The 13,082-nt window shown below is 66.7% G+C and carries 11 protein-coding genes; 5 read left to right on the top strand and 6 right to left on the bottom strand.

Features of this window, described 5'->3' with window-relative positions:
* Positions 1-83: 83 nt before the first annotated feature.
* From FHY04_RS10425 to FHY04_RS10410, 4 genes are read left to right on the top strand one after another with little or no spacing between them, the layout of a single operon-like run.
* A complete protein-coding gene (locus FHY04_RS10425) occupies positions 84-1,166 on the top strand; it encodes a Zn-dependent alcohol dehydrogenase (protein WP_107045377.1) in 1,083 nt (360 codons plus the stop codon).
* Positions 1,163-2,242, top strand: a complete 1,080-nt coding sequence (locus FHY04_RS10420) for a phosphotransferase family protein (protein ID WP_183936348.1) — start codon at positions 1,163-1,165, stop codon at positions 2,240-2,242. Before FHY04_RS10425 ends, FHY04_RS10420 begins: the two co-directional genes overlap by 4 nt.
* A 35-nt stretch (positions 2,243-2,277) precedes the next feature.
* Positions 2,278-3,042 (top strand): SDR family NAD(P)-dependent oxidoreductase, encoded by a 765-nt coding sequence (locus FHY04_RS10415; protein WP_183936448.1) that lies wholly within the window; start codon positions 2,278-2,280, stop codon positions 3,040-3,042.
* Between the two features lie 13 nt (positions 3,043-3,055).
* The gene (locus FHY04_RS10410; protein WP_221211729.1) at positions 3,056-3,868 is read left to right on the top strand and encodes an SDR family oxidoreductase; all 813 of its coding nucleotides are present in this window, start codon (positions 3,056-3,058) and stop codon (positions 3,866-3,868) included.
* 10 nt (positions 3,869-3,878) lie between these two features.
* Here FHY04_RS10410 and FHY04_RS10405 read toward each other — a convergent pair whose 3' ends face one another.
* The 6 genes from FHY04_RS10405 to FHY04_RS10380 form a co-directional block, all read right to left on the bottom strand.
* On the bottom strand, positions 3,879-4,292 hold the full coding sequence (locus FHY04_RS10405) for a BLUF domain-containing protein (RefSeq protein WP_031394451.1): 414 nt from the start codon (positions 4,290-4,292) through the stop codon (positions 3,879-3,881).
* Between the two features lie 76 nt (positions 4,293-4,368).
* A complete protein-coding gene (locus FHY04_RS10400; RefSeq protein WP_183936347.1) occupies positions 4,369-5,256 on the bottom strand; it encodes an acyl-CoA thioesterase II in 888 nt (295 codons plus the stop codon).
* 73 nt (positions 5,257-5,329) lie between these two features.
* Entirely contained in the window at positions 5,330-6,457 is a 1,128-nt protein-coding gene (locus tag FHY04_RS10395) for an acyl-CoA dehydrogenase family protein (protein ID WP_183936346.1), read from the bottom strand.
* Positions 6,458-6,547: 90 nt separating this feature from the next.
* A complete protein-coding gene (locus FHY04_RS10390) occupies positions 6,548-7,729 on the bottom strand; it encodes an acyl-CoA dehydrogenase family protein (protein WP_166746025.1) in 1,182 nt (393 codons plus the stop codon).
* Between the two features lie 122 nt (positions 7,730-7,851).
* Positions 7,852-9,882, bottom strand: coding sequence for a 3-hydroxyacyl-CoA dehydrogenase NAD-binding domain-containing protein (locus FHY04_RS10385; RefSeq protein ID WP_183936345.1), 2,031 nt, complete (start codon positions 9,880-9,882; stop codon positions 7,852-7,854).
* 30 nt (positions 9,883-9,912) lie between these two features.
* Positions 9,913-11,142 (bottom strand): serine hydrolase, encoded by a 1,230-nt coding sequence (locus FHY04_RS10380; RefSeq protein ID WP_183936344.1) that lies wholly within the window; start codon positions 11,140-11,142, stop codon positions 9,913-9,915.
* 187 nt (positions 11,143-11,329) lie between these two features.
* On the opposite strand from FHY04_RS10380, the gene FHY04_RS10375 reads away from it, so the two are divergent.
* Positions 11,330-13,039 carry a class I adenylate-forming enzyme family protein gene (locus FHY04_RS10375; RefSeq protein WP_183936446.1) on the top strand — a complete coding sequence of 570 codons (1,710 nt, stop codon included), beginning with the start codon at positions 11,330-11,332 and terminating at the stop codon, positions 13,037-13,039.
* Positions 13,040-13,082 lie beyond the last annotated feature (43 nt).

Below are 13,082 nucleotides of genomic sequence, written 5' to 3'. Positions count from 1 at the left end.
CCGAACGAGCCAGTCCTTCGACTTCGCTCGGGACGAACGGCATTTTTGATTGCGCGCCCGCCAAATCTGGAGCCAGACCACCCATGAAAGCCGCAGTCCTTTTCGAAGCCAATACGCCGCTCAGCATCGAGGACGTTACCGTCTCGAAGCCCGGTCCGCGCGAGGTGCTGATCCGTACCGTCGCGGTCGGGGTGTGTCGCTCCGACCTGCACTTCGTCGACGGCGCCTATCCGCATGCGATGCCGACCATTCCGGGTCACGAGGCGTGTGGCGTGGTCGAGGCGGTCGGTGACGAGGTCGCCATGGTCAAGGTCGGCGACCATGTCGTCACCTGCCTGTCGGCGTTTTGCGGCCACTGTGAGTTCTGCGTGACCGGCCGGATGGCGCTCTGCGTCGACAGCTCGGTGCGGCGTCCGAAGGGCGCGCCGCCGCGGCTGATGCTGGGTGACCGGCCGATCGCGCAGATGCTGAACCTGAGCGCCTATGCCGAGATGATGCTGGTGCACGAACACGCCTGCGTCGCGATCGACCGCGACATGCCGATGGACCGTGCGGCGCTGCTCGGCTGCGCGATCACGACCGGGGCAGGCGCGGTGTTCAACACGACCGACGTGACGCCGGGCGAGACGGTGTGCGTGGTCGGGTGCGGCGGGATCGGGCTGGCGGCGGTGAATGCCGCGAAGATCGCGGGCGCGGGCAAGATCATCGCGCTCGATCCGGTGCCGGAGAAGCGCGCGATGGCGGAGAAGCTCGGCGCCACGCACAGCTTCGATGCGTTGTCCGAGACTGCCGCGGACGAGGTCGTCGCCCTGACCAGGGGCGGCGTCCACCATGCGATCGAGGCGGTCGGCCGGACGCAATCGGCGGCGACCGCGGTCAAGGTGCTGCGGCGCGGCGGGACCGCGACGATCCTCGGGATGATGCCGCTGGGCGAGAAGGTCGGGCTGTCGGCGATGGACCTGTTGTCGGGCAAGCGGCTGCAGGGCGGGTTCATGGGGTCGAACCGGTTCCCGGTCGACATCCCGCGGCTCGTCGATTTCTACATGCGCGGGCTGCTCGATCTCGACACGATCATCGCGGACCGCATGCCGCTCGAACGGATCAACGATGCATTCGACGAACTGCGTCGCGGCGACACGACGCGCAGCGTGATCACCTTTTCATGAGCGGCGACGCAGCCAGCACGATGGTCGGTACGATCCCGGTCGGCGAGCGGGACCGGCTCGATCTCGACCGGTTGACGGCATGGATGACGGAGGCTGTCGAAGGCTTTGCCGGGCCGCTCACCTATGCCAAATTCGCCGGCGGCCAGTCGAATCCGACCTATCGGCTCGACACACCGGCGCGCGCCTATGTCCTGCGCCGCAAGCCGTTCGGGCCGATCCTGCCCTCGGCGCATGCGGTCGAGCGCGAATATGCGGTGATCGCCGGGCTTCATCCGACGGGCTTTCCCGTTCCCCGGCCGTACGGGCTGTGCGAGGATCCCGACGTCATCGGCGCGCCATTCTATGTGATGGAAATGGTCGAGGGTCGGACGATCTGGGACGGCGCGATGCCGGGTGCAACGCCCGCCGAACGCCGCGCGCATTATGACGCGATGATCGACGCGCTCGCTGCGCTTCACAACACCGATTACGCGGCGGCGGGGCTCGCATCCTATGGCAAGCCCGGCAATTATTTCGAGCGGCAGGTAGGGCGCTGGACCAAGCAATATCGCGCGGCGGAGACCGAGCGGATGGAATCGGTCGAGCGGCTGATCGACTGGTTGCCACGGACCTTGCCCGACCAGACGCGAACGTCGATCGTCCACGGCGACTATCGTATCGACAACATGATCTTCGCCCATGCGACGGACGGCGCGGGCGCGAAGGTGATCGCGGTGCTCGACTGGGAATTGTCGACGCTCGGCGATCCGCTCGCCGACTTTTCTTACATGCTGATGAGTTGGGTGACCGAACCCGAAGGCCGGTCGGGGGTGCTCGGCCTGACCGGTCCGGAGACCGGGATTCCGACGATCGAGCAGGTCGTCGCGCGCTATTGCGCTGCGACCGGGCGGGACGGCGTCCCCGATCTGAACTGGTATTTCGCCTATAACCTCTTCCGGCTCACCGGGATCGTCCAGGGGATCAAGAAGCGGATCATCGACGGCACCGCGTCGAGCGCGCAGGCCGAGGCGACGGTCGCCAAGGTGCACGCGCTGGCGGATGCGGCATGGGGCTTTGCGGTGAAGGCGGGCGCGTGACGCACGTCCCGCAGGCGGAAGGGGAGAGGCAGGGCATGACGCAGTTCGACCTGACCGGAAAGGTCGCGATCATCACCGGATCGTCGCGCGGGATCGGCAAGGCGAGCGCTTTCGAGCTGGCGGCACATGGCGCGAGGGTCGTGATCTCCAGCCGGAAACAGGAGGCGTGCGATGCGGTCGCGGCGGAGATCAACGCGCGCCACGGCGAGGGCCGCGCGATCGCGGTCGCGGCGAACATCGCCGACAAGGCGGCGCTCCAGCATCTCGTCGACACGACCCGCAGTGCGTTCGGCCGCATCGACGTGCTGGTCTGCAACGCCGCCTCCAATCCTTATTACGGACCCCAGGCGGGGATCGGCGACGACCAGTTCCGCAAGATCCTCGACAACAACATCGTCTCCAACCACTGGCTGATCCAGATGGTCGCCCCCGGCATGACGGAGCAGCGCGACGGCAGCATCATCATCATTTCCTCGATCGGTGGGCTTCGCGGATCACCGGTCATCGGCGCCTATTGCATCAGCAAGGCCGCCGACATGCAGCTGGCACGCAATCTCGCAGTCGAGTTCGGCCCGTCGGGCGTCCGCGTGAACTGTATCGCGCCAGGACTGATCCGCACCGATTTCGCGCGCGTGCTGTGGGAGGATCCCGAGCGGATCGCGGCGGCGAACACCCGCGTGCCGCTGCGACGCATCGGCGAACCCGAGGAAATCGCGGGCGCGGTGGTTTTTCTAGCGGCGTCCGCAAGCCGTTTCATGACCGGGCAGACGCTGGTCATCGACGGCGGCGTCACGATCTAAAGGGGAGGGCATCATGCGGTTCGAGAACAGGTCGATCATCGTCACCGGCGCAGGATCCGGCATCGGCCGCGCGGCGGCATTGCTGTTCGCGGCGGAGGGCGGGCATGTCGTCGTCGCGGACCGTACCGAGGGTGCGGACGAGACCGCGCATCTGATCAGCCAGGCCGGCGGCGTCGCCACCCCGATCCGCGTCGACGCGGGGGAGGAGGAGGACGTGATCCGCATGGTCGCACTGGCCTGTGATACCTTTGGCGGGCTCGACGTGCTGTTCGCCAATGCCGGAATCTCGGGCGGCATGGCCAATCTCTTCGACACCGACGTCGCGCTGATCACCGAAGTGCTGCGGGTCAATCTGATCGGTCCGTTCCTCGCCATCAAGCACGCGGCACCACGGATCGTCGCGCACGCGGCCGAGACGGGCAGGGGCGGCGCGATCGTTCTGACCGCGAGTGTCGCCGGGTTACGGTCGGGCGCAGGGTCGCCGGCTTATTCCGCGTCCAAAGCGGGAGTGATCAACCTCGCGGCGGTGTCGGCGCAGCAGCTGTCGGGTGCGAACGTCCGGGTCAATGCGATCTGCCCCGGGCTGACCGAGACGGGGATGACCAAACCGGTGTTCGATTACGCGCGCGAGGCCAACAAGATGGACCGCGTCGGCCGCCTAAACCCGCTCCACCGCGGCGCGCAGCCCGAGGAGCTTGCCCGGGTCGCGGTGTTCCTCGCCTCCGATGACGCAAGCTACGTCAATGGTCAGGCGATCGTGGTCGATGGCGGATTGTCGTCGAGCCATCCGGTGACGCGACAGGATTACGGCAAGACCGCAGCCTGAGGTGGTCCGCTCAGGCGGCTGAGAGATGCAGGTCGGCGAAACCGGTGAAATAGCCGCGTAGCGTCGGATCCTCGATCGGTGCGATCAGCGCCGCGATCGTGGCGGCGGGCGACGTCGCGCCACCGCCAGGCGCCGCGCCGCTGGCAAATCCCATCGACCAGCTGCCGAAGCTGCGCTCGGTGATCGTCTGTTTCGCAAGCTGTACCATCGCGAAATGCCGGTCGTCGCGCTGAATGCGATCGAAGGTGCGCGACACGGCGAGATCATCGCCTTCGAGCACCTGCAAGAACCTGTTGCCGCCAGCGATGAGCAGACCGGTCACGCCCGCGGCGGCATTGTTGCGACGCGAGACCCGCAGGATCTCGTCGATGACCGGCTGTGTCACACGGCCACGCGACGTGCTAATATAGAGAAGGCGCTGCATGCCGATGATCCCGGAGAATGATCGCGCGGGACTAATCGGAATTTACGAAGACCGGGTTAACCCGTGTAAACCAAGGTTATTTTCGCATCCGGATCAGCCCCTCCTGCGTGACGCTCGCGACCAGCCGTCCGTCGCGGGAGAAGATCTTGCCGCGGTTGAAGCCGCGCGCATGGCCCGACCAGGGGGCATCGCAGGCATAGAGCAGCCAGTCGTCCGCGCGGAAATCCTCGTGCAGCCATAGCGAATGATCGAGGCTGGCGGTCTGCAGACCCGGCGTGATCCAGTTGATCCCGTGCGGCAGCAGCGCGGTTCCGAGCAGGGCCATGTCCGAGGCATAGGACAGGACCGCGCGGTGCATCGCCGGGTCGTCGCCGATCGGCGCCACGATCCGAAACCAGTTGGCATGGCTCGGCGCCTGTGCAGGGGGATCGATCCAACTGCGCGGGTTGACCGGGCGGACCTCGATCGGGCGCCAGCGGAGCATGTGCGCGCGGAATTTCTCGGGAATACCGTCAATATTCTCCAGCCGCAGGTCGCGATCGGACCGCAGCTCCTCGGGCGGCGCGACGTCGGGCATCGCGTCCTGATGGTGGAGCCCGTCCTCGGGGGTCTGGAACGACGCCGCCATGTTGAGGATCGGCTGGCCCTTCTGCATCGCGATGACGCGACGCGTCGCAAAGCTGCGGCCCTCGAAATCGCGGACGACGCGGTAGACGATCGGGTAGTCCTCGTTGCCCGGCCGCATGAAATAGGCGTGGAGCGAATGCGCCGGCTTGGGCGCCTCGGTCGAGCGCTGCGCGGCCTGGAGCGCCTGCGCGATCACCTGCCCGCCGAACACGCGGCCGACGCCGCCCGGCTGGCGCTTGCCGACATAGAGGTCGGTGTCGACCTCGTCGATCTCAAGCAAGTCGACGAGGCCCTGGGCGAGGGCTTGGGGTGTTACTTCGGCGTTTTCTTCAGGCATTTGACCTCCTTGGTCTCCCGCGACGGCGGGAGCCCAGTCTGGGCCCCCGCCTTCGCGGGGGTACAAGTTCGGGTCAATAGCCCGCGGCGATGGCCAGCCTGTCGGCATGGAAGTTGGCGTCGCCGAACAGTTCGGCCAGCACGCGCGCGCGCTTCATGTAGAAACCGATGTCATATTCGTCGGTCATGCCGATGCCACCGTGCATCTGCACGCTTTCCTGCACGCTGAGCGTCGTCGCGAGCGCGGTCATCGCCTTGGCGACCGAAACGGCCTCGTCGGCCTTGTCGTGGCCCAGATCGAGCAGCTGCTGGGCCTTCAGGACCGCGGCGCGCGCGACCTCCATCTCCGAATAGAGATGCGCCGCGCGGTGCTGGAGCGCCTGGAAGCTGCCGATCAGCGTGCCGAACTGCTTGCGCTGTTTCATGTATCCGATCGTCATGTCCATCGCGCCGCCGCCGACGCCGAGCAGCTCGGCGGACGCGCCGGTGCGACCCGCGCGGAGCAGGCGGTCGAGCGGCGCGCGGCCGGCGTCGACCTCACCGATCACCGCATCGGCATCGACCTCCACCCCGTCGAAGTCGAGCCGTGCGGCGAGGCTCGCATCGGCAAGCCGCTCAGCGTTCGCGCTGAGCCCGGCGGCGTCCTTCGGGACAGCGAACAAGGTGATCCCGTCGGCATCGTCCGCGCCGCCTGCGGTACGTGCGGCGACGATGATCAGGTCGGCGGTGTGGCCATGCGCAACGAAGCGCTTGGCGCCGGTCAGCCTGAAGCCGTTGCCCGCGCGTTCGGCGGTCATCGCGATCGTGTCGCGGTGCTTGGCGGCTTCGTCGATCGCAAGCGCGGCGACCGTGTCGCCGGCGATGATGCCGGGGAACCAGCGCTCGGCCTGGCCGGTGCCCTTGAGCGCCTCGACCGCGGCGACGGCGGTGGTCAGGAAGGGGGAGGGCGACAGGTTGCGACCGATCTGTTCGAGCACGACGCCCGCCTCGACATGGCCAAGGCCGAGTCCGCCCTGGTCCTCGCCGACCAGGATGCCGGTGAAGCCCATCTCGGCGAACTGCTTCCACAGGTCGCGCGAGAAGCCGGTGGCGTCCTCGGCATCGCGAAGCGCGCGCATGTGGCTGACGGGGGCATGTTCCGCTACGAAGTCGCGGATCGTGTCCTGAAGGACGGTCTGGTCGTCGTCGAGATAGAGTGGCATTTCTGTTCCCCCGCGGAGGCGGGGGCCCAGGAGCCCCGCGCGCAGCGTTCGTGATTCTGGGCTCCCGCTTTCGCGGGAGAACGGTAGAGCTCAGGCCGGCAGTTCGAGGATTCGCTTGGCGATGATGTTGAGCTGGATCTCGCTCGTCCCGCCCTCGATCGAGTTCGCCTTGGTGCGCAGCCACGAGCGCGGGATCGCACCGCCGCGCGAGCGGTCGCTGTCCCATTCGAGCGCGTCCGAGCCACCCGCCGCCATCATCAGTTCGTAGCGCGACTTGTTCAGCTCGGTGCCGTAATATTTCATCATGCTCGGCTGTGCGGGATGCGCCTTGCCCGCCTTCAGTTCATCGATGAACCGCTCGGACATCGCCCCGAACGCCTTGGCGCGCACCTCGAACAACGCGATCGACGCGCGGAGCAGCGGGTCGGCGAGGCGGCCGTCATGGCCGAGCCCGACGGTGGCGATCGCCCCGTCTATCAGCGGGTTGCCGCCCGACGAGGCGAGCCCCATGCCCGAGATCATCTCGCGTTCGTGGCCGAGCAGATATTTGGCGACGTCCCAGCCCTTGTTCTCCTCGTAGACGCGGTTGACCTTGGGAACCTCGACATTGTCGAAGAAGGTCTCGCAGAAGGGGGAATTGCCGCTGATCAGCAGGATCGGCTTGGTCGAGACGCCGGGGGTGGCCATGTCGAACAGCACGAAGCTGATCCCGCCCTGCTTCGACGTCTTGTCGGTGCGGACGAGGCAGAAGATCCAGTCCGCCTTGTCGGCATAGGACGTCCAGACCTTCTGGCCGTTGACGAGATAATGGTCGCCCTTGTCCTCCGCCGAGGTGGCGAGCCCTGCAAGATCGGAGCCCGCATTGGGTTCGGAATAGCCCTGGCACCAGCGGATCTCGCCGCGCGCGATCTTGGTCAGGTGATCGAGCTTCTGCTCCTCGGTGCCATATTTGAGCAGTGCCGGTCCGAGCATCGAGATGCCGAAGCTGTTGAGCGGGTTGCGCGCCTTGATCGCCGCCATCTCCTCGCGGAGGATCTTGGTTTCGGCGGGCGACAGGCCGCCCCCACCATAGGCCTTGGGCCAGTCGGGGACGGTCCATCCCCTGGCGGCCATCCGGTCGAGCCAGTCCTTCTGCGCGGGGCTCGATGGCTTGAACTGGCGACCGCCCCAGCAGACATCGTCCTCCGAGCGGACGGGCTTGCGCATCTCGGGCGGGCAGTTTTCCGCGAGCCAGGCGCGGGTTTCGGTGCGGAAGGTGTCGAGGTCGGTCATCGGGTCTTCCTTTCTCCCTCTCCCCTGCGAGGAGAGGGTGGGGTGAGGGGCTGCCAGGGGCGGAGCACGGCTTGGCTGCCCCTCACCCCGGCCCTCTCTCCTGAGGGGAGAGGGCGTAGAATTTACTTGATCTTCCCACCGCTCGCGGCGGCATCCTTGAGCGACTTGGCAACCGGGAAGCCGTATTTCTCGAGCCCGGCGACGACCTTTGGCAAGCCTTCCGACTGCGCCCAGAACATCGGCCCGCCGCGATAGACCGGCCAGCCGTAACCGTAGATCCAGACGACATCGACGTCGGACGCACGCTGCGCCTTGCCCTCTTCGAGGATCAGCGCGCCTTCGTTGACCATCGTGTAGAGCGTGCGCGCGACGATCTCCTCGTCGCTGATCTCGCGCGGGGTGACGCCCGACTTGGCGCGGAAATCGTCGATGATCTCGGCGACGCGGGGGGAGTTGGACGGCGTGCGCTTCTCGTCGTAATCGTAGAAGCCCGCCTTGGTCTTCTGGCCCCAGCGGTTTTCGGCCGCCAGCGCATCGCGGATATTCTCGATCCGGCTCGGGTCGCGGTGCCAGCCGATGTCGACGCCGGCGAGGTCGCTCATCTGGAACGGGCCCATCGGCATGCCGAACGCGACATGGACGCGGTCGATCTGCTCGGGGCTCGCGCCTTCGAGCAGCAGCTTGGTCGCCTCAACCTGGCGCGGCATCAGCATGCGGTTGCCGATGAAGCCGTAGGTGACGCCCGCGACGACCGCGACCTTCTTGATCTTCTTGGCAAGCGCCATGACGGTCGCGAGCACGTCGTCCGCGGTCTTGTCGCCGCGGACCACCTCGAGCAGTTTCATGACGTTGGCAGGCGAGAAGAAGTGCATCCCGACGACGTCTTCTGGACGCTTCGTGCACGCCGCGATCTCGTCGATATTCAGATAGGAGGTGTTCGAGGCGAGGATCGCGCCGGGCTTGGCGATTGCGTCGAGCTTGGTGAAAATCTCCTTCTTCACCTCCATCGTCTCGTACACCGCCTCGATGATCAGGTCGCACTCGGCGAGATCGGCGAAGTCGAGCGTGGGCTTCAGCGCGCCCATCGCCTGTTCGACCTGTTCGGGCTTCATCCGGCCCTTGGCGGCGGTTGCCTCGTAATTCTTGCGGACGACGCCGGTGCCGCGGTCGAGCGCCTCCTGCTGCATCTCGACGATCGTGACGGGGATGCCGGCGGACAGGAAGTTCATTGCGATGCCGCCGCCCATCGTGCCCGCGCCGATCACGCCGACGCGTTTGATCTCGCGCAGCCTGGTGTCGGCGGGGACGTCGTCGATCTTGGCGGCCTGGCGCTCGGCGAAGAAGATGTGGCGTTGGGCGGCGGACTGGACGCCCATCATGAGCGCCATGAACTGCTCGCGTTCGAACGCGACGCCATCGGCGAAGCTGGACCCGTCGGAGGCCTTCTCGACGCAGGCGATGTTGGCGGCGGGGGCGTCGAAGTTGCGGAAGCGGCGCGCATTCTCCTTCTTGAATGCGGCGACCGCCTCGGGATCGGCCTGCGCGGTCTTCTCGGACGCGCGGGGCAGGGGGCGCTTCGCCGCGATCTCGCGCGCGAAGGCGATCGCGTCGTCTTCCAGGCTGTCCTCGCCGACGATCTTGTCGATCAGGCCGGCGTCGAGCGCCGTCTTCGCCGGGATCGGATCGCCCTTGGCGGTCATCTCGAGCGCGAGCTTGACGCCGGCGATGCGCGGGATGCGCTGCGTGCCGCCCGCGCCGGGCAGCAGGCCGAGCTTGACCTCGGGCGTGCCGATCTTGGCCGAGGGGACGGCGACGCGGTAATGGCAGCCGAGCGTGACTTCGCAGCCGCCGCCGAGCGCGGTGCCGTGGATCGCGGCGACGACGGGCTTGGACGACGCCTCGATCATGTCGACGACGGTCGGCAGGCCGGGCTCGACCATCGGCTTGCCGAATTCGGTGATGTCGGCGCCCGCGAAGAAGGTACGGCCGTCGCAGCGGATCACCATCGCGGTGATGCTCGCGTCGGCGACGCCGTCCTTGATCGCGGCTTCGAGCCCTTGGCGGACTGCCGCGCCGAGCGCGTTGACCGGCGGGTTGTTCGAGATGATGACGAGAACGTCGTCATGGCGTTCGGTGCGGATCGGGGTGGTCATTATTCTCTCCTGGTGACGGCCGCTGACGGATCAGGTCATGGCGGCGTAGATCATCGTCTTGAGCTCGCGACGGATGGGGTAGAGGCTGCTGGGCGAGACCTGGGTCATGAAGACCATCGACAGGCGCTCGACCGGATCGATGAAGAAGGCGGTCGAGAACATCCCGCCCCAGTAATATTCGCCCTTCGACCCCGGCATCATCGATCGGACGGGATCGATGGTCACCGCGAAGCCCAGCCCGAAACCGGTGCCGGCATTGGTCGCCTCGCTGAACATCGACCGGGACATCGTCGTCAGATCGGCGCCGCCGGGCAGATGGTTCTGCGTCATGAGTTCGAGCGTCTTGCGGCCGAGGATCCGCGCACCGTCGAGTTCGCCGCCGTTGAGGCACATCTGGCAGAAGCGCTGATAGTCGAGCGCGGTCGAGACAAGCCCGCCACCACCCGACAACAGCGTCGGCGGACGGCTCCACGCGCTCTTCTCGCCGCGATCGAGCATCGTGCGCCCCTTGCCCGGCGCGACCGTGTAGCAATCGGTCAGGCGATCCGTCTTGTCGGCAGGAACCTGGAATCCTGTGTCGTCCATCTTGAGCGGCACGAAGATCCGCGTCGTGAAGAAGGTGTCGAGCGTGACGCCGGACACGCGCTCGACAACCGCGCCGAGCACGTCGGTTGCCACCGAATAATTCCACGCGGTCCCCGGCGAGAATTCGAGCGGCAAAGCGCCCAGCGCGGCAACGAACCCGTCGAGATCGAGATTGCCGTGCCAGTTCTCGATCTTGCCTTCGCGATAGGCGGCATCGACGTTCGACCGGTTCTGGAAGCCGTAGGTCAGCCCCGAAGTGTGGCGGAGCAGGTCGATCATCCGCATCGGCTCGGCGGTCGGTTTCACCGCGAAGGGGACCCCCGCACCGCCGCCGTTATAGACGCCGATCCCCTTGAACGCGGGCAGGACGTGATGAACCGGCGTGTCGAGCGCGACGAGGCCCTGTTCCACCAGCATCATGAACGCGACCGAAGTGATCGGTTTGGTCATCGACGCGATCCGGAACAGCGAGGTCTCGTCGATCGGCGCGCCGCCTTCGCGGGCGAGGCCCTGATGCGAGAAATGCACGGTTTCGCCGTCGCGCGTGATCAGCAGCTGCGCATTGGGGAGCTTGCCGGTGACGATATAGCGGTCTTTCAACAGCCTATCGATCGCGGCGAGCCGTGCCGGATCGAAGCCGTGCCGTTCAGCCGCCCCAGCGACCGCGGCGGTCATCGCCAGCTTCCCCGCATGCACCATACCCCCGGTTCGAACTTGGGCACTCCTATTGCCTTGAGTGGCGTGCAAATCAACTCTAAACGTGCATCCGGTTGGCGGATAAGCCAAACCCGAAATTCATATTTGGAGTAGGCTGGCCTTGGCTCATGAACCAATCATCGCCCTGGACCCCAACTGGCCGGTCATGTCGATGGCGGAAACCGAACGGCGGCTGACTGCGCCCGGCGGCAAGTTCGAGATGGAGACCGTGACGATCGGCGGGGTCGCGACGCGGGTGTGGAAGAATGCGCCGCCGTCGCTGCGTTACCTGATCGAGGCCGCGCGCGGTCATGGCGAGCGGGTCTTCACCATCTATGAAGACGAGCGTGTGACCTATGAAGCGACGTGGCGCGCGGTGACGACGCTGGCGGCGCATCTGCGGGCGCTCGGCATCGGGCCGGGCGACCGCGTCGCGCTGGCGATGCGCAACCTGCCCGAATGGCCGGTCGCGTTCTTCGCAGCGACCGCGATCGGCGCGGTGATGGTGCCGTTGAACGCGTGGTGGACGGGTGCGGAGATGGCCTATGGTCTCGCCGATTCGGGTGCCCGGGTTCTGATCACCGACGATGAACGCCATCACCGGCTCGAGGATATCTACGCGACGATCCCGTCGCTGGAGCAGGTGCTGGTCAGCCGCGCGGTCGCGCCGCTGACGGGTATCGCAGGGCCGCTGGAGGGCGTGATCGGGACGTCCTCGCACTGGGCGGCGCTGCCCGATCAGCCGCTGCCCGACGCGGTGATCGCGCCCGACGACGATGCGACAATCTTCTATACCAGCGGCACGACCGGTGCCCCCAAGGGGGCGCTGGGGACGCATCGCAACATGATGTCGAACATCCTGACCGGGGGCTATTCGGGCGCGCGTTCGGCCCTGCGGCGCGGCGAGATGCCGCCCGAGCCGACCCCGCGCGTGACGCTGACGGTCATCCCGCTCTTCCACGTCACCGCCTGCTCGGCGGGCATGATGGGCGTGATCGCGACGGGCAGCACGATGATCTTCATGCGCAAGTGGGACACCGTCCGCGCGATGGAGATCATCGAACGCGAAAAGGTGAACGTGACCGGCGGCGTGCCGACGATTGCGTGGCAGCTGATCGAGCATCCCGACCGCGGCAACTATGATCTCTCGTCGCTCGAATCGATCGCCTATGGCGGCGCGCCGTCTGCCCCCGAGCTGGTCAGGCGCATCCATAGCGAGCTCGGCGCGCTGCCCGGCAATGGCTGGGGCATGACCGAGACGATGGCGACGGTCACGCATCACGGCGCAGAGGATTATCTCAACCGACCGAGCAGTGCGGGGCCCCCCGCGCCGGTCGTCGACCTGAAGATCGTCGCGGAGGACGGCGTCACCGAGCTTCCGCTCGGCGAGGTCGGCGAGCTCTGGGCGCGCGGGCCGATGATCGTGAAGGGCTATTGGAATAAGCCGGAGGCGACCGCGACGACGTTCATCGACGGCTGGGTGCGGACGGGCGATCTCGCGCGGCTCGACGAGGAGGGGTTCTGCTACATCGTCGACCGAGCCAAGGACATGATCATCCGGGGCGGCGAGAACATCTATTCGTCGGAGGTCGAGAACGTCCTTTACGCGCATCCCGCGGTCACCGACTGCGCGCTGATCGGGCTGCCGCACCGCACGCTGGGCGAGGAGCCGGTCGCGGTCGTCCACCTCGCTCCCGGTGCGCAGGCGAGCGAGGCGGAGCTGCAGGCCTGGGTGCGCGAACGGCTCGCGGCGTTCAAGACGCCCGTCGCCATCCGCTTCGTGCCCGAGACCTTGCCCCGTAACGCGAACGGCAAGATCCTGAAAAAGGACCTGCAATCGCTTTTTGCGGATCGGATTCCGGCCACGGCATCATAGTTTAGGGCGATTCGTTCTGCATCGCGCAGGCGGAGCGTCAACA

The organism is Sphingomonas sp. BK481, assembly GCF_014194875.1.
GTDB classification, from domain to species: Bacteria; Pseudomonadota; Alphaproteobacteria; order Sphingomonadales; family Sphingomonadaceae; genus Sphingomonas; species Sphingomonas aerolata.
The sequence above is the reverse complement of the archived record's forward strand: the minus strand, read 5'-3'. Positions and strand labels throughout refer to the sequence as shown.